Origin of the sequence: Pseudomonas sp. SCPG-7, assembly GCF_002156405.1 — a bacterium.
GTDB classification, from domain to species: Bacteria; Pseudomonadota; Gammaproteobacteria; order Pseudomonadales; family Pseudomonadaceae; genus Aquipseudomonas; species Aquipseudomonas parakoreensis.
In genome coordinates this window covers 34,541-54,195 of the sequence record NZ_MVOO01000016.1, presented here as the reverse complement: position 1 = coordinate 54,195, position 19,655 = coordinate 34,541, and the positions used below count along the sequence as shown (strand labels likewise).

Sequence of the window (19,655 nt, the reverse complement as noted above, 5' to 3'; positions counted from 1 at the left end):
TGTTTGTTGCCTCAGCGCTTACTTCGAAGCACTCGCCGCGTGCAGCGCCTGTTGCGCACCGCGCTTGTTCTTGATCACGTAGCAGACCCACATGAACACGACCCACACCGGAATCGCGTACACCGAGATCTGGATGCCCGGGATCAGCAACATCACGCCGAGGATGAACGCGACGAACGCCAGGCAGACGTAGTTACCGTACGGGTACCACAGCGCCTTGAACAGCGGCGTCTGCTGCGTCTTGTTCATGTGCTGGCGGAACTTGAAGTGCGAGAAGCTGATCATCGCCCAGTTGATCACCAGGGTGGCCACCACCAGCGACATCAGCAGTTCCAGCGCCTGTTGCGGCATCAGGTAGTTAAGCAACACCGCCACCAGCGTGACCGCCGCGGACGCGAGGATCGAACGCACCGGCACGCCGCGTTTGTCGATTTTCGACAAGGCCTTAGGCGCATCGCCTTGCTCGGCCATACCCAACAGCATGCGGCTGTTGCAGTAAGTACCGCTGTTGTACACCGACAGCGCCGCGGTCAGTACCACGAAGTTGAGGATGTGCGCGGCGGTGTTGCTGCCGAGCATCGAGAACACCTGCACGAACGGGCTGCCGCTGTACGAATCGCCGGACGCATTGAGCGTTTCCAGCAGACTGTCCCACGGGGTCAGCGACAGCAGGATCACCAGCGCGCCGATGTAGAAAATCAGGATCCGGTAGATCACCTGGTTGATCGCTTTCGGGATCACGGTTTTCGGCTTGTCGGCTTCGGCTGCAGTGAAACCGAGCATTTCCAGACCACCAAAGGAGAACATGATGATCGCCATCGCCATCACCAGACCGCTGACGCCGTTGGGGAAGAACCCGCCATGCGACCACAGGTTGCTGACCGAGGCCTGCGGGCCGCCATGGCCGCTGACCAGCAGGTAGCTGCCCAGCGCGATCATGCCGACGATCGCCACGACCTTGATGATCGCGAACCAGAATTCGGCTTCACCGAAGACTTTGACGTTGGCCAGGTTGATCGCGTTGATCAGCACGAAGAATGCAGCGGCGGTGACCCAGGTCGGGATGTCCGGCGCCCAGTAGTGAATGTACTTGCCGACCGCGGTCAGCTCCGACATGCCCACCAGAATGTACAGAATCCAGCAGTTCCAGCCCGACAGGAAACCGGCAAAACCGCTCCAGTACTTGTGTGCGAAATGGCTGAAGGAACCGGCCACCGGCTCTTCGACGATCATCTCGCCGAGCTGGCGCATGATCATGAAGGCGATGAAGCCGCAGATGGCGTAGCCGAGGATCATCGACGGGCCGGCGGATTTCAGGACCCCGGCCGAGCCGAGGAACAATCCGGTACCAATCGCACCACCGAGGGCGATCAGTTGAATATGGCGATTTTTCAGGCCGCGTTTCAGCTCGCCTGATTGCGAGTTTTGTCCACTCATGAAAAAGGTCCCACGCAAGGTTTGATGATGTTCAGTAGACGTTGCTGCAAGGTTGCGATTTCAGACAACCCCGATCAAACCCCAGCGCAAGCACCAGGAATTCAGCGTTTTTACAACGGTCATGCGTCACCTGTTTGTTTTTATCTGTGACGAAATCGAACCCGACACGCTTGTGACGTGGCGGAGTGAACAAGGCGGATAGCCTTGAGGTTTGCGCGATTACGCAGAGGGTCACAGTTAAAACGCGGCGCATTGTACACCGCTAACCCCCTGCTGCCAGACTCCGCTGGATCAGCGTGGCGCCTGCCGGGATTGCGTGGGTCCGCCTCGAGACACTCGGGCGACTGCAAAAAATGAGTCAGGCCTTTGCAGGCCATCGACGGGGACGAGCGAAAAACCGCCCCACGGAGAGAAGTGAAGATCAATCTCGGCGTTCATTGCGCCTCCTTCTTGTTATGCACCTGCACGACAGGCATGAGGCGCATCTCACCCTGCAAACGAGGCTGAAACAAGCGCGCCAGAGCCCTGCGCGGGGCCTTTGCCGCTTGGCCCCGGCAGGTTTTCCTTACAGAGTCGGCAACGGGGTGAATCCACTGGCCTTTACCGGGGTTTTCGTAAACTTTTCTTTACAACGCGTAACGCAGATTTTCCATTTCGGAAAATTCTGTAGGACGTCTGCAAATTGACGGTAGCTAGCTTGCTAATGAAAGTGGCCGCTTAGTTTTTTGTTTTCAAATAAGAAAACCGCCGCTTAAAAACAGAATAAAAAGTTTATTTAAATTTTAAATAAATAATTTTTTGCATTACAAAACACCCTGAACTAGGTTCTTCACGTCTTGCCGGCCACCTCGACCGGCCAGTCATAACCGTGAACGTCATCTAGGAGATCGACCATGCAAGCACTGGAAAAAGACCTGGACACCGAACTGCAACTGGACGAATGGTTCGAAGCACCGACCCATGAGGCCGCCGTGGAAATGATGCAAGCCGACGCGGTGGTTCCGTTCGGCACGGCGATGTGGCCTCTGTAAGACATCCCCGGGCAGGCACGATCCGGCCGGTCGTGCCTGCCGCTTTCTCACGGTCAGTCAGGGAGGACTCATGGATAAGCCCCGCGCGATCTCGCATTTCCTTTACTACCTCGAACATCACCCTGCCCTTGCCGGTCTCGACTCGGCGAAGGTACTGCTCGGCCACACCGCCGATTACGAAGCCCTGACCGGCGCCATCGCCGAACAGGCCGGCGATCATCCCCGCTTCACCTTCAGCGCCAGACGCCTGGACCTGGAAAGCACCGCAACGCTGACGGCGGCGATTGCCGACAGCGATCTGTACATTTTCTTCTATGACTCTTCCACGCTGCCCAACCCGCGCCCCGACGGCCCGGAGTTCGTCCGCGCCCTGCAAGGCGTGATGGCGGAAAACTGGAAGAAGTCGCTGTTGTTCAAAGATTACGGCGACTATTTTTACGACACCTTCAGCGTGACGCCGCAGCGTATCGCCGGGCTCAACAGTCACTTGATCCAGCGCATGTCCCAAGCGACCACGCTGAGTTTCAAGGACGACCACGGCTCATGGTTTGAAACGCCGCTGAGCAGCATCAAGAAGTGGACCGACATCAACGGCGTCGGCAACTTCGACCTGGCCCCCGGCGAGATCGCCACCCACAGCGAAGCCATCAACGGCCATGTGAAATTCAAGGGCACGTTCCTCAGCACCATCCCGTTTGCGCGCAAGTACGGCGTACTGGAGTCGCCACTGGAGTTGTGGATCGAAAACTCGACCATCAGCCGCATCGCCACTGATGTGCCGGGGCTGGAGCATGATTTCAACAAGTACCTGGACGCCAATCCGTCGAACCGGCGCATTGAGGAATTGGGGATTGGTACCAATGAAGGGGTTAAAGACCTGTATGCGCGCAATGCCGGTTTCGAGGAGCGCCATTGCGGGCTGCATCTGGGCCTCGGCGGTGGGGCCAAGGGCAGTCATCACCTGGACCTGATTTTCTCCGGCGGGGTGTTGGCGCTGGATGACAAGCCGGTGTTTGACGGACGCTTTGTCTTTTAAGCAGAAATTTCTGTTTTGAAACCACTGCTCCCTGTAGGAGCTCTCGAGTAAAACGAGGCCGCGATCTTTTGATCTTGCTTTTGAAGAGCAAAAGATCGCAGCGTGCCGCAGCTCCTACAGGAATAGCGCGCCAATAATCCAGACGAAAAAAAACGCCAACCCTGCGGTTGGCGTCTTTCATTCAGGCACTAAACCCGATCACTCTGGCTTCTTGCGACCGAAGCCTGGACGCTGACCAGAACCGGCCGGTGCGCCACGGCGCTTGCCCGATGGCTTGTCGCCGTCGACCAGTTTGATCCCCGGACGCTTCGGTGCTGGCTTGGCCGGACGCTTGTTGGTGGTGTCCGCAGGACGATCCGCCACTGGCGTACCGCGACCGGCCGGCGCACGACCTTCGCCACGCTCGGTGCGACCGTTGGCCGGACGCGGTGCGCGCTCGCCGTCACGGGCCACTGGCTTGCGACCCGGACGCTCGCCTTCGATCTGCGGCTCACGGCTCGGACGCGGACCGGTCGGCGCGCCAGCGGCGGGACGCAGGGTGCGCACGCGCTCGGTCTTGGCCATCGGCCGCGATGATTTACGCTGCATACGCTCCAGCTTGTCTTTGCTCTTGGCGTTGAGTTGCGGCATCGCCACCGGCGTCAGGCCGACTTCGGCGCTGAGCACGTCGACTTCGTACTGGCTCATTTCGCGCCAGCGGCCCATCGGCAGGTCGGAGTTGAGGAATACCGGACCGAAGCGCACGCGCTTCAGACGGCTGACCACCAGCCCTTGGGATTCCCACAGACGACGAACCTCACGGTTACGGCCTTCCATCACCACGCAGTGATACCAGTGGTTGAAGCCTTCGCCGCCCGGCGCCTGTTGAATGTCGGTGAAACGCGCCGGGCCGTCTTCCAGCACCACGCCCGCCTTCAGGCGCTCGATCATTTCATCGTCGACTTCACCGCGGACACGCACGGCGTACTCACGGTCCATCTCGTAGGACGGGTGCATCAGGCGGTTGGCCAGCTCACCGTCGGTGGTGAACATCAGCAGACCGGTGGTGTTGATGTCGAGACGACCGATGTTGATCCAGCGGCCTTCTTTCGGACGCGGCAGTTTGTCGAACACGGTCGGACGGCCTTCCGGGTCGTCACGGGTGCAGATCTCGCCATCGGGCTTGTTGTACATGATCACGCGGCGGACCGACTCGGCCGCCTCTTCGCGCTTGATCACTTTGCCATCAATGGTGATGGCATCGTGCATGTCGACGCGCAGACCGAGGGTGGCGTCTTTGCCATTGACCTTGATCCGGCCCTGGCTGATCCAGGCTTCAACGTCACGGCGCGAGCCGACGCCGATACGGGCGAGGACTTTCTGCAGTTTTTCGCCTGCTGGGCCGATTTCCTGGTCGTCTTTCTGATTGATGTCACTCATCTGGGCACCTCCCGGTGTGGTCTGTTCAGGCGGCGCCTGAAGCATTGAAATCTGGTTTTCGGGCGAAGGGATCGCCGAAGGGTCGCGAATCATACGCGGATGTGCGCCATCGCGCATCAGAGACTAGCTGATCGATCGACAGTTATTTCTTTTTCCGCCGACCGGCGCCACCGAGTTTGATCAGGCGCAGCGCGGCTTCCGCCAGCACTGTGCGCTTGTCGTCCTTGTCGAGTTTCTTCCAGGCGCGGATTTCGCGCTTGCTGCGGCCACAGCCGAGGCAGATGTCGTCGGTGAATTTGCAGAGGCTGATGCAGGGGTCTTTGGTTGAGCTCATTTGATATTCCTGGCTTACGCTGAGCCCTGTGGGAGCGAGCTTGCTCGCGAAGGCGGCATGTCAGACGCATCATCTTTGAATGACACTCCGCTTTCGCGAGCAAGCTCGCTCCCACAGGGGCCTCATTGCTCCCCGGATTTCGGTCAGTCCTCGAACTCGCGGCGTTCGGCTTCGATGGCTTCGGCCAGGGCGCGGGCTTCAGCTTCTTCCTCACTCAGCTCGGGCTCGGGCGTCGGTTGTTCGAGGGCAGCGACGGCAGCCAGAAGTTTTTCCCGGGCCTGGGCAACGCCAAGAATATCTTCTTCCGGTTCGGCTTCAGGCTCGGCCTCAAGTTCAACTTCAATCGCCGGCTCGACGGTCTCGACTTCCGGCTCAGTCGTCGACGTTTCACCATCCGCCGCATCGCGCAACAAATCATCGAAGTCGGTCTTGATCCCCTCCTCCATGCTGTCCAGCTCCAGCAGCAAGCTGTGGAAGCTGGTTTCTTCTTTCGGTTCTTCCGGCTCGGCGCTGGCGTCGGCCTGTTCCTGCAGGCCCTGCGGCACCGGTGCGTCGTCGAAATCGAGGACGGGCTCGGTTTCCATCTCGCGCAGTTCGGCCAGCGGCGGCAGGTCTTCGAGGTTCTTCAGATTGAAGTGATCGAGAAACGCCTTGGTGGTGGCGAACATCGCCGGTTTGCCCGGCACGTCGCGGTAACCGACGATGCGGATCCACTCGCGCTCGATCAGCGTTTTGACGATGTTGGTGTTGACCGCCACACCCCGCACGTCTTCGATCTCGCCCCGGGTAATCGGCTGGCGATAGGCGATCAGCGCCATGGTTTCCAGCAGCGCACGGGAATAGCGCTGCGGACGTTCTTCCCACAAACGCCCGACCCACGGCGAAAACTTCTCGCGGATCTGCAAGCGGTAGCCGGAGGCGACTTCCTTGAGCTCGAACGCGCGGCCCTCGCAGGACTTGGCCAGCAGGCTCAGGGCTTTCTTGAAGACCGGCGGTTCAGGGCGCTCGCCTTCTTCGAACAGTTCGTAGAGGCGTTCAAGCGATTGCGGTTTTCCCGAGGCCAACAGAAAGGCTTCAAGCAGGGACGCCAGCTCGCGGGGTTCAGTCAGGTTCATGTTTCGACTCGTTATTCGGCTCGGGCTCGCACGTGGATCGCGGCGAACGGCTCATTCTGCACCAGCTCGACCAAGGATTCCTTGACCAGTTCAAGGATCGCCATAAAGGTCACCACCACGCCGAGGCGACCTTCCTCGGCGGTGAACAGCTCGACGAACGGTACAAAACCGCCGCCCTTGAGCCGTTCCAGCACATCGCTCATGCGCTCGCGGGTCGACAGTGCCTCGCGGCTGACCTGATGGCTCTCGAACATGTCGCCACGGCGCAGCACTTCGGCCATGGACATCAGAATTTCTTCCAGCGCGACATCCGGCAACAGCTTGCGCGCCCGGGCTTCCGGGGCGTCGAGCTTGGGCACCACAACATCGCGACCGACCCGGCTCAGGCCGTCGATGCCTTCGGCGGCAGCCTTGAAGCGCTCGTATTCCTGCAGGCGGCGGATCAGTTCGGCGCGCGGGTCGTCCTCTTCGTCTTCGACGGTTTCGGCCCGTGGCAGGAGCATCCGCGACTTGATCTCGGCCAGCATCGCCGCCATCACCAGGTACTCGGCGGCCAGCTCCAGGCGCACCGACTGCATCAACTCGACATAGCCCATGTACTGACGGGTGATTTCCGCCACCGGGATGTCGAGGATGTTGATGTTCTGTTTGCGGATCAGGTACAGCAGCAGGTCAAGCGGGCCTTCGAAGGCTTCGAGAAACACTTCCAGCGCATCCGGCGGGATGTACAGGTCCAGCGGCATTTCCGTGACAGCCTGGCCATAGACCATGGCAAACGGCAGTTCCTGCTGGGCGCCGGCCTGGGGATCGACAACGGTTTCCACTGCGGACATTCAGGCCTCGACCATGAACGGCGCGGGGTCGCCGCAACCGACGCGGATCACTTCCGGGTCGTCGCCGGTCAGGTCAATCACGGTGGATGCCTTGATCCCGCCGAAACCGCCGTCGATGATCAGGTCCACCTGATGTTCAAGCAATTGGCGCATTTCGTACGGATCGCTCAGCGGATCTTCATCGCCGGGCATGATCAGGGTCACGCTCATCAGCGGCTCGCCGAGTTCGGCCAGCAACGCCAAAGCAATCGGATGGCTCGGCACCCGCAGGCCGATGGTGCGTTTTTTCGGATGCAGCAACAGGCGCGGCACTTCGCGGGTGGCGTTGAGGATAAACGTGTAAGGCCCCGGCAGATGCGCCTTGAGAATGCGGAAGGTGCCGGTGTCGATCTTGGCGTAGTTGCCCAGTTGCGACAGGTCGCTGCAGATCAGCGCAAAGTTGTGCTTTTCGTCGAGCTGACGCAGACGGCGCACGCGCTCGATCGCGGTCTTGTCGCCGATCTGGCAACCGATGGCGTAGGAAGAGTCCGTGGGATAAATCACCACCCCGCCCTTGCGGATGATCTCGACCGCCTGTTTGATCAGGCGCGCTTGCGGGTTTTCCGGATGGATCTGGAAAAATTGACTCACGTTTTCTACCTGTTCAGACGGCGGCAATAACTGTGTCATGTTTGAACCGACACCACAGGGGTGGAAGGTCCTCGGGAACCGGCCGGTACTGGCCAATCTCCGACCAGCCTCCAGGGCCATGGAAATCACTGCCGGCGCTGACCAGCAGACCGAACTCGCGGGCAAGGATTGCCAGGCTGCCGACCTGTTCCGCGGGCTGATGGCCATTGACCACTTCGATTGCATGCCCGCCCGCTTGAATATAGTCGGCAATCAGCTTTCGGCGCTTGCTGCGGGTGAAATCGTAGTGCCATGGATGCGCCAGACTGACCCACGCTCCGGCGGCGCGCAGGGTGCTGACGGTGTCTTCCAGCGTCGGCCAGTGTTGCTTGACGTCACCCAGCTTGCCGGCGCCGAGCCATTTACGGAACGCCTCGGCGCGATCCTTGACAAAACCTTCACGCACCATCCAGTCGGCAAAATGCGGACGGGCCGGGGCGTTGCCGCTGTCGCCCAGCTCCTGCTGGATCTGCCGGGCGCCGTCGAGGGCACCGGGCATACCTTTGAGGCCGAGCTTGCGGCTTATTTCTTCCGACCGCAGCCAGCGGCCATCGTGCAATTTGGCGATGGCCTCGACCAGTGGCGCGGCGTTGACGTCGAAACCGTAACCCAGCACATGGATGGTCGCCCCGCCCCAGGTGCAGGACAGTTCGACGCCGTTGACCAACTGCATGCCCAGTTCTTCGGCAGCGCTGCGCGCTTCGGCGAGGCCTTCTAGGGTGTCATGATCGGTCAACGCCAGGACTCGCACGCCGTTTTCAAACGCACGCGCAACCAGAACCGCCGGCGCCAAGGCGCCATCGGAGGCCGTGCTGTGGCAGTGCAAATCAACATTCACGGGGAGTTGTAACCTCAAATCAGCTGGCGCTATCGCGCGCCCATATGTTTGTTATTATGCCGCCACATCCAGCTTCTGGCTCTCACTGTGAAACAATTCATCGATTTCATCCCGCTTCTGCTGTTTTTCATCGTTTACAAACTGGATCCACGGGTCGTCGACATCGCCGGCCATGAGGTGACTGTAGGCGGTATTTACAGCGCCACGGCGATGCTGATCATCAGCTCCCTCGTAGTCTACGGCGCGCTGTTCATCAAGCAGCGCAAGCTGGAAAAAAGCCAATGGCTGACCCTGATCGCCTGCCTGGTGTTCGGCAGCCTGACCCTGGCCTTCCACAGCGAGACCTTCCTCAAATGGAAAGCCCCGGTGGTCAACTGGCTGTTCGCCCTGGCCTTCATCGGCAGCCACTTCATCGGTGACCGCCTGCTGATCAAACGCATCATGGGCCACGCGCTGACCCTGCCGGATCCGGTCTGGACCCGCCTGAACATCGCCTGGATCGCCTTTTTCCTGTTCTGCGGCGCTGCCAACCTGTTCGTGGCATTTACCTTCCAGAGCATCTGGGTCGACTTCAAGGTGTTCGGCAGCCTGGGCATGACCGTGCTGTTCCTGGTCGGTCAGGGCATCTACCTGTCCCGCCATCTGCACGACGCCGATACCACAACGCCAAAAACCGAGGACTGACATGCTCTACGCAATCATTGCCACCGACGTCGCCAACTCGCTCGAAGCCCGCCTCGCCGCGCGCCCGGCCCACCTCGAACGCCTGCAAGTGCTCAAGGGCGAAGGCCGCATAGTACTGGCCGGCCCGCACCCGGCGGTCGACAGCAATGATCCGGGCGCTGCGGGTTTCACCGGCAGCCTGATCGTCGCCGAATTCGACTCCCTGAGCGCCGCCCAGGCCTGGGCCGACGCCGATCCGTACATCGCCGCAGGCGTGTACGCCAGCGTGATCGTCAAGCCGTTCAAGCAAGTTCTGCCGTAACCAGCTTCAAAAGATATCGAGGGACTCTGTGGCGAGGGAGCTTGCTCCCGCTGGACTGCGCAGCAGTCCCATTGCCTATGAGTTGAAAAGCGGGGGGCGCTTTGCGCCCCAGCGGGAGCAAGCTCCCTCGCCACAATGACTCCCCAAGCTCAAATTGTTCAACTCACCACGCTCGACATTGCCTCTGGCACTGAACCTTCCCGCTTCTCACCGCTCTCAATCGCTCATTATTCTCGTTTGCCTGCCGACAACCTGCCCAATATCCATTTGCTAGCAGGAATCGCAATGCGCAAAGGTCCGTTGTGTCTGATGTGGGTCACGTTGACGATCATGGCGCCCGCCCATGGTGAAGAAACCACCGAAAGCGGCAGCTCCACGCCATTGTCATTAAGTGCCGGCAGCCAGATTACCGAGTTGCAGCAGCGCCTGAAGGCCAGCGAGCAGCAGCGGGAAGAATTGAGCAAACAACTGCAAAATGCCGACAACACCCGCGAAAGCGCCCTGCTCGCCCGGTTGCGCCAAGAGAATCAGCGCCTGAAGCTGCAACTCAAGGAAGCCCAGGCAAGTCCCTTGCCGCGTTTGCTGACCGAACAGCAGCAATGGTTCGTTACGGGCGCCGGGGTAGCGCTATTGGCGCTGCTGTGCGGTATCTTTGCCAGTGGAGCAAGCCGAAAACGTCGGCAATGGCTAAATTGAGTGAGTCATGAGCGAGCTGTTACTGATTGATGATGACCAGGAGTTGTGTGAACTCCTGAGTAGCTGGCTGAGCCAGGAAGGCTTCCTGGTGCGTGCCTGCCACGATGGCCAGAGCGCGCGCAAGGCGTTGGCCGAATCGGCCCCGGCGGCGGTGGTGCTGGACGTGATGCTGCCCGATGGCAGCGGTCTGGAACTGCTCAAGCAATTGCGCAGCGAGCACGCAGAGCTGCCGGTGCTGATGCTTTCGGCCCGTGGCGAACCGCTGGATCGCATTCTCGGTCTGGAACTGGGTGCCGACGATTACCTGGCCAAGCCCTGCGATCCGCGTGAACTCACCGCGCGCCTGCGCGCCGTGCTGCGCCGCAGTCACCCGGCCGCCGTATCGACCCAGCTCGAACTCGGCGATCTGAGCTTCAGCCCGGTGCGCGGCGTGGTCAGCATCGACGAGAAAGAACTGACCCTCACTGTTTCCGAAAGCCGCCTGCTCGAAGCCCTGCTCAAGCAGCCCGGCGAACCGCTGGACAAGCAGGAACTGGCGCAACTGGCCCTCGGGCGCAAACTGACCCTGTACGACCGCAGCCTCGACATGCACGTCAGCAACCTGCGCAAGAAGATCGGCCCGCACCCCGACGGCCGCCCACGCATCGTCGCCCTGCGCAGCCGCGGTTACTACTACAGCCTGTAAATCGGGAAAGACCTGCCTGAATGCTATATGTGGCGAGGGAGCTTGCTCCCGCTGGACTGCGCAGCAGTCCCTCGTTTTTGATTCGAAAAGCGAGGGCCGCTTCGCTGCCCAGCGGGAGCAAGCTCCCTCGCCACACGCCGGTTTGCCGGTGATATTTGTCAGGCAGGGTACGAAGCGTCTTTACCCAAGCTTTACGCAGCGCTGACCGCCGCTGACCTTGATCTCCGTAATCTGTACTCATCCGGAACGTACCGGGAACGAGACAAGGAGATACACCATGCGCAAGACTCTTATCGCTCTGATGTTCGCTGCCGCTCTGCCCACCGTCGCCATGGCCATGCCACAGGATGGTGGCCCGATGGGTGGCCCGCTCGACGGCCCACGCCACGGCGGTCAGATGCACGGCGAGCACGGCAAAGGCCCGTACAGCCAACTCGACCTGTCCCGTGAACAACGTGATCAGATCCGCAAGATCATGGGCGAGCAGATGCATGAGCGTCGCCAGGTAGTCGAGAAGTACCTGGAAAAACTCTCGCCGGCTGACCAGAAAGCCATGAAAGACGAGATGGCCGCCAACCACAAGAAAGCCGAAGCTGACGTACGCAACCTGCTCAAACCGGATCAACAGAAGAAATTCGACGAGATCCAGAAGAAACAGGCTGAACGTCGCGCCGAATGGGCCGAGTTCAAGGCGTGGAAAGCGCAACAGCCGCAAAAGGCGCAATAATGTTCTAATCACAGGCCCGACGGCTGACACCGTCGGGCCTGTTCACATCCGCCCTCTGTAGGAGCTGCGGCACGCTGCGATCTTTTGATTTTGCTTCTGAAAAATAAGATCAAAAGATCGCAGCGTGCCGCAGCTCCTACAGGGGTTAAGCGTTTGATTGAGGATTTTCTGTGCGTTCATTGTTCTGGCGTATTCTCGCGAGCTTCTGGCTGGCCATCGCCCTGGTCGCAGGGCTGTCGATCCTGCTCGGGCACATGCTCAATCAGGACGCGTGGATCCTCAGCCGCCATCCGGGCCTCAACACGCTGGCCGCCGAATGGACGCAAACCTACGAAGCCCAGGGCGAAGACGCCGCGCAGGACATCCTTCAACAGCGCAAACGCCAGTACCACATTGACGTCCAGGTGCTGAATGAAAGCGGCGACCCGGTGGTGCGTGGCACCTTCCCGCGTCGCGCCGCCGCCTTCGAAGCCAGGCAGAACAACGATGACCGACGTCTGCCCTGGCGCCGCCTGACCGACGAATTCACCAGCGAAAAAACCGGCGACACCTACCTGTTCATCTTCCGCATCCCGCACCCGGAGCTCGATGCGTGGCACCGTGAAAGCCTGCTCTGGCCGCTGAGTGCGCTGGGTATCGCGCTGGTGGTACTGACCCTGTTCAGCCTGCTGGTGACCTTCTCCATCACTCGCCCGCTCAGCCGTTTGCGCGGTGCGGTGCATGATCTGGGGCAGACCACCTATCAACAGAACAGCCTGGCGAAACTGGCCAACCGTCGCGACGAATTCGGCGTGCTGGCCAACGACTTCAACCGCATGGGTGCGCGCCTGCAAAGCCTGATCGGCAGTCAGCGCCAGTTGCTGCGCGATGTGTCCCACGAGCTGCGTTCACCTCTGGCACGACTACGCATCGCGCTGGCGCTGGCGGAACGGGCCAATCCTGAAGAACGGGAAAAACTCTGGCCACGCCTGACCCGCGAATGTGATCGGCTGGAAGCGCTGATCAGCGAAATTCTGGTGCTGGCGCGGGTCGATGCCGACAACGCCAGTGCCGAAGCGGTGGACCTGAACGCCCTGCTCGGCACCTTGCAGAAAGATGCCCAGCTCGGCTCACCCGAACAGACCGTGCGCCTGAACGCCGAGCCTCAGTTGAATCTGACCGGATGGCCGACCATGATCGAGCGCGCCGTCGACAACCTGTTGCGCAATGCCCAGCGCTTCAACCCGGTGGGCCAGGCGATCGAGATGCAGGCTACGCGTCAGGGCGAGCGGATTGTCGTGAGCGTGCGTGATCACGGGCCGGGCGTGCAGGCCGAGCACCTGAGCCAGTTGGGCGAACCGTTTTACCGGGCGCCGGGGCAAACGGCGGCGGGACATGGCCTGGGCCTGGCAATTGCCAGGCGGGCGGCGGAGCGGCATGGCGGGAGTCTGACCCTGGCCAATCATCCCGAGGGCGGGTTTATTGCCAGCCTGGAATTGCCGCTGGTGCCAGGCGCTATTGTCCAGCCTTAAAAGCCCCTCACCCCAGCCCTCTCCCGGAGGGAGAGGGAGCCGACCGAGGTGTTATGCGAATTGCATCGACCTGGCAAGCCGTGTCGACTATGGATTCAGCGAAGATCGCTCCGGTCGGCGCATCCCTGGAGTATTCCCCAATCAGTCCCCTCTCCCTCCGGGAGAGGGTTAGGGCGAGGGGCTTTTGATCTTCAAGCCTTGGACGGCCAGGCGCTGACGAACTCGGCCTGGTCGACTTTCTCGGCAACGCGCGGCTCTTTCTGCGGCGTGCCGAGGTACAGGAAGGCAATCACCTGCTCGCCTTCAGCCAGGCCCAGCCCCTTGGCCACATGCGCCGAATAGGCCAGATCACCGGTACGCCACACCGCACCAATCCCCTGCGCGTACGCCGCCAGCAGAATCCCGTGCGCCGCACACCCCGCCGCCAGCAACTGCTCGGCCTTCGGATACTTGACGTGTTCCTGCAGTTTCGCGATCACCACGACCACCAGCGGCGCCCGCAGCGGGCCGTTGCGCGCCTTGTCGATCATCGCTTCAGTGACTTCACCTTCCTGCATCTGCGCCGCTTCGGCCAGCAACTCGCCCATTTTCTCGCGCGCCGCCCCTTCGACTGTAAGGAAACGATACGGCTGCAAGTGGCCGTGATCCGGTGCGCGCAGGGCTGCGCCAAACAGGGCTTCGCGCTGCTCGGCAGTGGGGGCTGGTTCGACCAGGCGTGGAACGGAAACACGGTTGAGCAACGCGTCGAGAGCCTGCATCGGCCACCTCCTGAGAAAAATGTGCGGCTATTCTAGCTTCATCTGCCAACGGGATGCCGGTTTACATGCCTTGCCTCACGGGTAGAATGGCGCCCTTCCCACTTCAGCCCGAGCGGACTTCATGGCGTTGCCGACCTTACGGATCATTGGTTTCATCATCGGCATCTTCCTGATCACCCTGGCCGTCGCCATGGTCGTGCCCATGGCCACCCTGGTGATTTTCGAGCGCACCAGTGACCTGCCGTCGTTCCTCTGGGCGAGTATGATCACCTTCCTCGCCGGCCTTGCGCTAGTGATTCCCGGACGCCCGGAACACATCCATCTGCGCCCGCGTGACATGTACCTGTTGACGGTCAGCAGCTGGCTGGTGGTGTGTATTTTCGCCGCGCTGCCGTTTTTGCTGACCCAGCACATCAGCTACACCGACTCGTTCTTCGAAAGCATGTCCGGCATCACCGCCACCGGTTCGACCGTGCTTAGCGGGCTCGACAACATGTCGCCGGGGATTCTGATGTGGCGCTCGCTGCTGCACTGGCTCGGCGGCATCGGCTTCATCGGCATGGCGGTGGCGATTCTGCCGTTGCTGCGCATCGGTGGCATGCGCCTGTTCCAGACCGAATCGTCCGACCGTTCGGAAAAGGTCATGCCGCGTTCGCACATGGTGGCGCGCCTGATAGTCGCGGCTTACGTCGGTATCACCATCCTCGGCAGCCTGGCGTTCTGGTGGGCCGGGATGAGCCCGTTCGATGCGATCAACCACGCGATGTCGGCGATTTCCACCGGCGGTTTCTCGACCTCCGACCAGTCCTTGGCGAAGTGGACGCAACCGGCGGTGCACTGGGTCGCGGTGGTCGTGATGATTCTCGGCAGCCTGCCGTTCACCCTGTATGTGGCGACCATGCGCGGCAACCGTAAGGCGTTGATCAAGGATCAGCAGGTGCAGGGCCTGCTCGGCATGTTGCTGGTGACCTGGCTGGTGCTCGGCACCTGGTACTGGTGGACCACCAAGCTGCACTGGCTGGAGGCGCTGCGGCACGTGGCACTGAACGTGACCTCGGTGGTCACCACCACCGGTTTCGCCCTCGGCGACTACAGCCTGTGGGGCAACTTTTCGCTGATGCTGTTTTTTTATCTGGGCTTTGTCGGCGGCTGCTCCGGCTCGACCGCGGGCGGGATCAAGATCTTCCGTTTCCAGGTCGCCTACATCCTGCTCAAGGCCAACCTTAACCAGTTGATTCACCCGCGTGCGGTGATCAAGCAGAAGTACAACGGCCACCGTCTCGACGAAGAGATCGTGCGCTCGATTCTGACCTTTTCGTTCTTCTTCGCCATCACCATCTGCGTGATCGCCCTGCTGCTGTCGCTGCTCGGCGTGGACTGGATGACTGCACTGACCGGCGCCGCCAGCACCGTGTCCGGCGTCGGCCCGGGCCTGGGTGAGACCATTGGCCCGGCGGGCAACTTCGCCACCCTGCCGGATGCAGCGAAGTGGATCCTGTCGTTCGGCATGCTGCTCGGCCGACTGGAGATCATTACGGTGTTTGTGCTGTGTATTCCGGCCTTTTGGCGTCACTGACCGGCGCCTGCAACAGCCGCGCCCGATAATCGCCGGGCGTGGTATCGAACCAGCGACGGAACGCGCGGAAGAAGTTGCTCGGATCGGCAAACCCCAGCAGATACGCAATCTCCAGCAAGGTCATGCTCGGCTGCGCCAGATACTGCTCGGCCAGTTCACGGCGGGTGTCGTCGAGCAACTGCTGAAAACTCGTGCCCTCCTCCTGCAACCGCCGCTGCAGGGTACGCTGCGACAGATGCAGGGTCTGCGCCACCGTATCGCGCTTGGGTTCGCCCTGCGGCAGTAAACGGCACAACACCTGGCGCGCTTTGTGGGTCACGCGGCTTTCGGAAAACCGCGCCAGGTATTCCCCGGCAAACCGGTCGTGCAACAGCGCCATGGCTTCGTTGGCTGTGGGCAGTGGCGCCTCCATGTCGGCCCTTTCGAAAATCAACGCATCGTACGGTGCGTTGAACATCAGCGGCGCATGGAAGGCTTGCCTGTAAGGTTGCAGGTCTGCGGGCTCGTCGCCCTGGAACAGCACTTTGACCGGATGCAGCGTGCGCCCGGTCAACCAGCTGCACAGGCCCAACGCACAGGCCAGCGAGGCTTCGGCGCTCTGCCGGGTCGGCGGCAGGTGATCGCCATGCACGGTCAGAATCAGCGCGTAGCCTTCTTCGAGCAGGCGAAAACTCAGGTCGGCGCTCTCGGCGATGATCCGCTGATAGCGCACCAGCCGTTGGAAGCCTTCGGCCAGGGTGTTGCTCGACATCAAGGCATAGCCGGCGACATGGAACGAGGCCGGACGCACCACTTTGCCCATGTTCAAGCCGATCGCCGGGTTGCCGGACAGCTCGACCGCCCGTTGCCAGAGGCGGGTCATGGAATCTTGCGGGAAGCGCGCATCCGGATCATTCAGGGCGGCGTAATCGAGCCCCAGTTGCTTGAACAGTACCCGGCAATCCAGGCCGTCCATCTCCAATGCTTTGACAATCCCCATCGCCCAGCTTGCAGAAGTCGTTCGTTCGCTCATGGCGTTATTCTTTTACATGATGGATCACATGTTGCGACCCGATTAGCGAAGGATACTAAAGTGGCGCCCATTGTCACTGGCTGATACCAGTGTTCACTCTAGACTCAAATAGGCTACCCGCCGAACAACTTGCCGTCAGAACAATAACCACAGAGATCGCAGTCGTGGAAAACATCAAGCCATTCAATAGTTTCGCCGAGTTCTATCCGTATTACCTCAGCGAACACGCCAACAGTACCTGTCGCCGATTGCATTTTATCGGCACCACGCTGGTGATTTTCATTCTGGCCATGACCATCGCCAAAGGCGCCTGGCTGCTGTTGCTGGCCCTGCCGCTGGCCGGTTACAGCTTCGCCTGGGTCGGCCATTTCTTCTTTGAAAAGAACCGTCCGGCGACTTTCCAGCATCCGCTGTACAGCCTGCTCGGCGATTTCGTCATGTACCGCGACATGATCCTCGGCCGCGTGGCGTTCTGAAACCCGACACACCAGGAGGCTTGCCGATGAACGCCAATGCCCGCTTCACCCACATGCAGGATGGCACGCAGGAAGACTGGGCGATCATCGCCGCAGACTTCAGCGCCTACGCCCGGCAATTGCCGTCGCGGATCGTCGCGCATCTGAAGTTGCTGGAAGGTGATTTCGGCGGCTTCCCGGTGGATCGACTGACCCACTCGCTGCAAACCGCGACCCGCGCCTATCGCGATGGTCGTGACGAAGAATACGTGGTCTGTGCGCTGCTGCATGACATCGGCGACACCCTGGGCTCTTACAACCACCCGGACATCGCGGCGGCGATTCTCAAACCGTTCGTCAGCGCCGAAAATCTGTGGATGGTCGAGAAGCACGGGATCTTTCAGGGTTACTACTTCTTCCATCATCTGGGCATGGATCGGCACCTGCGCGAGCAATTCGCCGAGCATCCGCAGTATCAGGCGACGGCGGAATTCTGCGCCAAATACGATGCGGCGGCGTTCGACCCGGCGTATGACAGCCTGCCGCTGAGTTTCTTCGAGCCGATGATGGAACGGCTGTTTGCGCAGCCCAAGCATTCGATCTACAAGGCGGCGATGGAAGAACACGCCCCGGCCTGATGTTGTACCGGCCTCATCGCTGGCAAGCCAGCTCCCACAGTGATCGGGGGCGTTCGCAAGACCTGTGGGAGCTGGCTTGCCAGCGATGAGGCCCTTTTGTATAGCCGAGAAATCAGGCGATCTCGGCGACCTTGGCCGCCTTGAGCTGCGCCTCCCGCGCCTGCGCATCCGCCAGGCGATACAGCTCGATCGTGCCATCCCAGTGCTCGATCAACGCCGTGCACGACTCCACCCAATCGCCGCAGTTGAGGTAGTCCACCTCCCCGACCTTGCGGATCTCGGCATGGTGAATATGCCCGCAGACCACGCCGTGCAATTCGCGTTTCACACATTCGTGGGCGATGGCTTCTTCGAAGTCGCTGATGAAGCTCACCGCCGTCTTCACCTTGTGTTTCAGGTACGCCGACAACGACCAGTAGCCGTAGCCATAACGGGCACGCCAGTGATTGAGCCAGCGGTTGAGGGTCAAGGTGAACTCGTAGGCCGAGTCGCCGAGAAAGGCCAGCCAGCGGTGATAGCGGGTGATCACGTCAAACTGATCGCCGTGAATCACCAGCAGGTGCCGGCCATCCGCCGTGACATGCACGGCCTCATCGACCAACTGGATGTTGCCGAGGATCAGCTTCGAATAACGGCGCAGGAATTCGTCGTGGTTGCCGGTGACGTAGATCACCTCGGTGCCGCGCTTGCTCATGGTCAGCAGGCGACGGATCACGTTGGTGTGCGCCTGTGGCCAGTACATGCCGCCGCGCAGCTTCCAGCCGTCGATGATGTCACCGACCAGGTAGATCTTGTCGGCATGGTAGCCCTTGAGAAACTGCGACAAGTGCTCGGCCTGGCAGTCCCGTGTGCCCAGATGCACATCGGAAATCCACAAGGTGCGCACCCGTTGTTTACGGCTGGGTCTGGCGAGCTCGGCGCTGGTCATGGGCAACCCTCTGCGATGTTTTCGCCACTGTGCACGCGCCGGGTGAATCGACCATGACAGGCAGGCGTCAGTCGTGTGACAGCGCGCAAGCCCGTTGCCCCGGTGTAGACTGGCGCTCACTTCGGAGACCTCTGCCATGCGCCCGATCCTGACTCTGCGCCAATACACCCACGACCTGATCGTCCACAGCCACGACCACGCGCAACTGGTGTTCGGTCTGTCCGGTGCGCTGGATTTCGAAGTCGAGGGTCAGGGCAGCCAGGTGCGCCAGCAGAGTTTCGTGGTCGTCCCCGGCGGCGCGCATCACGCCTGCGGCAGCCCCGATGGCAGCCGTTGTCTGGTGCTGGACGTACCCGACGGGCCATGGCTGAACGACTCGCTGGGCGAGCACGCCGACGCCAGTCAGCGCTTGCTCGACCAGCCTGCGCGGTTGTCCCTTGATGCCGGGCAAAGCCAGTTGGTCAACTGGCTGGCGCACAGCCCGGTCACGGATCCGCTGATCGCCCAGCAAGGCGCGGTGTTGCTGCTCGCCAGCCTGAATCACGCCAGACCTGCCGAACACTCGGCGCGGCGTCTGCCCTACGCGGCGCTGGATGCGCACATCGAACAATACGCCGCCTACCCGCTGCAAGTGGCCGATCTGGCGCAGATCGCCGGATTGTCCAGCGCCCGCCTGCACGCACGGTTCATGGCGGAATGCGGGCAGACGCCGATGGACTACATTCGCAGCCGGCGGCTGCACAAGGCGGTTTGCCTGCTGCGTGACACGGCGCTGCCCATCGGCGAAATCGCCTGCCGGGTCGGCTACAGTTCGCAAAGTGCGTTCGCGGCGGCGGTATTGCGGGAGTTTGGCGCATCACCGGGCCAGTTACGCCGCGATTCCTGCGACAAAAAACGCTAGTTCGCCGACAGACTTCTGCGCCGCAACACGTTTCAATGGGCAACATTGAAACCGTGTTCGGATTAAGGATT

General features: G+C 61.0%; 22 protein-coding genes. 12 read left to right on the top strand and 10 right to left on the bottom strand.

The window, feature by feature from the left end; genetic code table 11:
• Positions 1–18: 18 nt before the first annotated feature.
• Entirely contained in the window at positions 19–1,437 is a 1,419-nt protein-coding gene (locus tag B1722_RS23565; RefSeq protein ID WP_086794539.1) for an amino acid permease, read from the bottom strand.
• Positions 1,438–2,330: 893 nt separating this feature from the next.
• On the opposite strand from B1722_RS23565, the gene B1722_RS29625 reads away from it, so the two are divergent.
• On the top strand, positions 2,331–2,468 hold the full coding sequence (locus B1722_RS29625) for a hypothetical protein (RefSeq protein WP_003222780.1): 138 nt from the start codon (positions 2,331–2,333) through the stop codon (positions 2,466–2,468).
• Between the two features lie 70 nt (positions 2,469–2,538).
• Positions 2,539–3,504: a hypothetical protein gene (locus tag B1722_RS23560; protein ID WP_041073062.1), complete on the top strand. Its 966-nt coding sequence runs from the start codon at positions 2,539–2,541 to the stop codon at positions 3,502–3,504.
• Positions 3,505–3,702: 198 nt separating this feature from the next.
• Here B1722_RS23560 and rluB read toward each other — a convergent pair whose 3' ends face one another.
• The 6 genes from rluB to B1722_RS23530 all read right to left on the bottom strand — a co-directional run bounded on the left by rluB (position 3,703) and on the right by B1722_RS23530 (position 8,712).
• Positions 3,703–4,923: a 23S rRNA pseudouridine(2605) synthase RluB gene (rluB, locus tag B1722_RS23555; protein WP_003222775.1), complete on the bottom strand. Its 1,221-nt coding sequence runs from the start codon at positions 4,921–4,923 to the stop codon at positions 3,703–3,705.
• 142 nt (positions 4,924–5,065) lie between these two features.
• Positions 5,066–5,257, bottom strand: coding sequence for a DUF1289 domain-containing protein (locus B1722_RS23550; protein WP_003222773.1), 192 nt, complete (start codon positions 5,255–5,257; stop codon positions 5,066–5,068).
• A 143-nt stretch (positions 5,258–5,400) separates the two neighbouring features.
• Positions 5,401–6,372, bottom strand: a complete 972-nt coding sequence (gene scpB / locus B1722_RS23545) for an SMC-Scp complex subunit ScpB (RefSeq protein ID WP_041073064.1) — start codon at positions 6,370–6,372, stop codon at positions 5,401–5,403.
• Between the two features lie 11 nt (positions 6,373–6,383).
• Positions 6,384–7,082 carry a ScpA family protein gene (locus tag B1722_RS23540; RefSeq protein ID WP_171061841.1) on the bottom strand — a complete coding sequence of 233 codons (699 nt, stop codon included), beginning with the start codon at positions 7,080–7,082 and terminating at the stop codon, positions 6,384–6,386.
• 123 nt (positions 7,083–7,205) lie between these two features.
• Positions 7,206–7,835 carry an L-threonylcarbamoyladenylate synthase gene (locus tag B1722_RS23535; RefSeq protein WP_007966016.1) on the bottom strand — a complete coding sequence of 210 codons (630 nt, stop codon included), beginning with the start codon at positions 7,833–7,835 and terminating at the stop codon, positions 7,206–7,208.
• A 13-nt stretch (positions 7,836–7,848) separates the two neighbouring features.
• A complete protein-coding gene (locus tag B1722_RS23530; protein ID WP_041073066.1) occupies positions 7,849–8,712 on the bottom strand; it encodes a PHP domain-containing protein in 864 nt (287 codons plus the stop codon).
• 87 nt (positions 8,713–8,799) lie between these two features.
• Between B1722_RS23530 and B1722_RS23525 the strand changes: the two genes are divergently transcribed.
• From B1722_RS23525 to B1722_RS23500, 6 genes are all read left to right on the top strand, one after another.
• Complete coding sequence (locus B1722_RS23525) at positions 8,800–9,396, top strand: septation protein A (RefSeq protein WP_027613975.1); 597 nt, start codon at positions 8,800–8,802, stop codon at positions 9,394–9,396.
• A 1-nt stretch (position 9,397) separates the two neighbouring features.
• Complete coding sequence (locus tag B1722_RS23520) at positions 9,398–9,697, top strand: YciI family protein (protein ID WP_025110562.1); 300 nt, start codon at positions 9,398–9,400, stop codon at positions 9,695–9,697.
• Positions 9,698–9,982: 285 nt separating this feature from the next.
• A complete protein-coding gene (locus B1722_RS23515) occupies positions 9,983–10,393 on the top strand; it encodes a translation initiation factor 2 (RefSeq protein ID WP_086794537.1) in 411 nt (136 codons plus the stop codon).
• 7 nt (positions 10,394–10,400) lie between these two features.
• A complete protein-coding gene (locus tag B1722_RS23510) occupies positions 10,401–11,078 on the top strand; it encodes a response regulator transcription factor (protein WP_041073070.1) in 678 nt (225 codons plus the stop codon).
• A 277-nt stretch (positions 11,079–11,355) separates the two neighbouring features.
• Entirely contained in the window at positions 11,356–11,805 is a 450-nt protein-coding gene (locus B1722_RS23505; RefSeq protein WP_047600020.1) for a Spy/CpxP family protein refolding chaperone, read from the top strand.
• Positions 11,806–11,975: 170 nt separating this feature from the next.
• A complete protein-coding gene (locus B1722_RS23500) occupies positions 11,976–13,316 on the top strand; it encodes a HAMP domain-containing sensor histidine kinase (RefSeq protein ID WP_041073074.1) in 1,341 nt (446 codons plus the stop codon).
• A 191-nt stretch (positions 13,317–13,507) separates the two neighbouring features.
• On the opposite strand, the gene B1722_RS23495 is transcribed toward B1722_RS23500, so the two are convergent.
• Positions 13,508–14,074: a nitroreductase family protein gene (locus tag B1722_RS23495; protein ID WP_041073077.1), complete on the bottom strand. Its 567-nt coding sequence runs from the start codon at positions 14,072–14,074 to the stop codon at positions 13,508–13,510.
• Between the two features lie 121 nt (positions 14,075–14,195).
• Here B1722_RS23495 and B1722_RS23490 point away from each other — a divergent pair, with 121 nt between their 5' ends.
• Positions 14,196–15,650 carry a TrkH family potassium uptake protein gene (locus B1722_RS23490; protein WP_086794535.1) on the top strand — a complete coding sequence of 485 codons (1,455 nt, stop codon included), beginning with the start codon at positions 14,196–14,198 and terminating at the stop codon, positions 15,648–15,650.
• On the opposite strand, the gene B1722_RS23485 is transcribed toward B1722_RS23490, so the two are convergent.
• Entirely contained in the window at positions 15,607–16,662 is a 1,056-nt protein-coding gene (locus B1722_RS23485; RefSeq protein WP_198759098.1) for an AraC family transcriptional regulator, read from the bottom strand. The genes B1722_RS23490 and B1722_RS23485 overlap by 44 nt on opposite strands.
• A 164-nt stretch (positions 16,663–16,826) precedes the next feature.
• Between B1722_RS23485 and B1722_RS23480 the strand changes: the two genes are divergently transcribed.
• The gene (locus B1722_RS23480; RefSeq protein ID WP_041073083.1) at positions 16,827–17,138 is read left to right on the top strand and encodes a DUF962 domain-containing protein; all 312 of its coding nucleotides are present in this window, start codon (positions 16,827–16,829) and stop codon (positions 17,136–17,138) included.
• A 26-nt stretch (positions 17,139–17,164) separates the two neighbouring features.
• Entirely contained in the window at positions 17,165–17,755 is a 591-nt protein-coding gene (locus tag B1722_RS23475; RefSeq protein WP_041073085.1) for an HD domain-containing protein, read from the top strand.
• 112 nt (positions 17,756–17,867) lie between these two features.
• On the opposite strand, the gene B1722_RS23470 is transcribed toward B1722_RS23475, so the two are convergent.
• Positions 17,868–18,683: a UDP-2,3-diacylglucosamine diphosphatase gene (locus B1722_RS23470; protein ID WP_041073087.1), complete on the bottom strand. Its 816-nt coding sequence runs from the start codon at positions 18,681–18,683 to the stop codon at positions 17,868–17,870.
• Positions 18,684–18,819: 136 nt separating this feature from the next.
• On the opposite strand from B1722_RS23470, the gene B1722_RS23465 reads away from it, so the two are divergent.
• Positions 18,820–19,584 carry an AraC family transcriptional regulator gene (locus B1722_RS23465; protein ID WP_041073089.1) on the top strand — a complete coding sequence of 255 codons (765 nt, stop codon included), beginning with the start codon at positions 18,820–18,822 and terminating at the stop codon, positions 19,582–19,584.
• Positions 19,585–19,655 lie beyond the last annotated feature (71 nt).

What these genes read in the sequence shown, in the direction of transcription:
- B1722_RS23565 (WP_086794539.1), bottom strand. Translation starts at nt 1,437, where the DNA reads ATGAGTGGACAAAACTCGCAATCAGGCGAGCTGAAACGCGGCCTGAAA.
- B1722_RS29625 (WP_003222780.1), top strand. Translation starts at nt 2,331, where the DNA reads ATGCAAGCACTGGAAAAAGACCTGGACACCGAACTGCAACTGGACGAA.
- B1722_RS23560 (WP_041073062.1), top strand. Translation starts at nt 2,539, where the DNA reads ATGGATAAGCCCCGCGCGATCTCGCATTTCCTTTACTACCTCGAACAT.
- rluB (WP_003222775.1), bottom strand. Translation starts at nt 4,923, where the DNA reads ATGAGTGACATCAATCAGAAAGACGACCAGGAAATCGGCCCAGCAGGC.
- B1722_RS23550 (WP_003222773.1), bottom strand. Translation starts at nt 5,257, where the DNA reads ATGAGCTCAACCAAAGACCCCTGCATCAGCCTCTGCAAATTCACCGAC.
- scpB (WP_041073064.1), bottom strand. Translation starts at nt 6,372, where the DNA reads ATGAACCTGACTGAACCCCGCGAGCTGGCGTCCCTGCTTGAAGCCTTT.
- B1722_RS23520 (WP_025110562.1), top strand. Translation starts at nt 9,398, where the DNA reads ATGCTCTACGCAATCATTGCCACCGACGTCGCCAACTCGCTCGAAGCC.
- B1722_RS23515 (WP_086794537.1), top strand. Translation starts at nt 9,983, where the DNA reads ATGCGCAAAGGTCCGTTGTGTCTGATGTGGGTCACGTTGACGATCATG.
- B1722_RS23510 (WP_041073070.1), top strand. Translation starts at nt 10,401, where the DNA reads ATGAGCGAGCTGTTACTGATTGATGATGACCAGGAGTTGTGTGAACTC.
- B1722_RS23505 (WP_047600020.1), top strand. Translation starts at nt 11,356, where the DNA reads ATGCGCAAGACTCTTATCGCTCTGATGTTCGCTGCCGCTCTGCCCACC.
- B1722_RS23495 (WP_041073077.1), bottom strand. Translation starts at nt 14,074, where the DNA reads ATGCAGGCTCTCGACGCGTTGCTCAACCGTGTTTCCGTTCCACGCCTG.
- B1722_RS23490 (WP_086794535.1), top strand. Translation starts at nt 14,196, where the DNA reads ATGGCGTTGCCGACCTTACGGATCATTGGTTTCATCATCGGCATCTTC.
- B1722_RS23485 (WP_198759098.1), bottom strand. Translation starts at nt 16,662, where the DNA reads ATGAGCGAACGAACGACTTCTGCAAGCTGGGCGATGGGGATTGTCAAA.
- B1722_RS23475 (WP_041073085.1), top strand. Translation starts at nt 17,165, where the DNA reads ATGAACGCCAATGCCCGCTTCACCCACATGCAGGATGGCACGCAGGAA.
- B1722_RS23470 (WP_041073087.1), bottom strand. Translation starts at nt 18,683, where the DNA reads ATGACCAGCGCCGAGCTCGCCAGACCCAGCCGTAAACAACGGGTGCGC.
- B1722_RS23465 (WP_041073089.1), top strand. Translation starts at nt 18,820, where the DNA reads ATGCGCCCGATCCTGACTCTGCGCCAATACACCCACGACCTGATCGTC.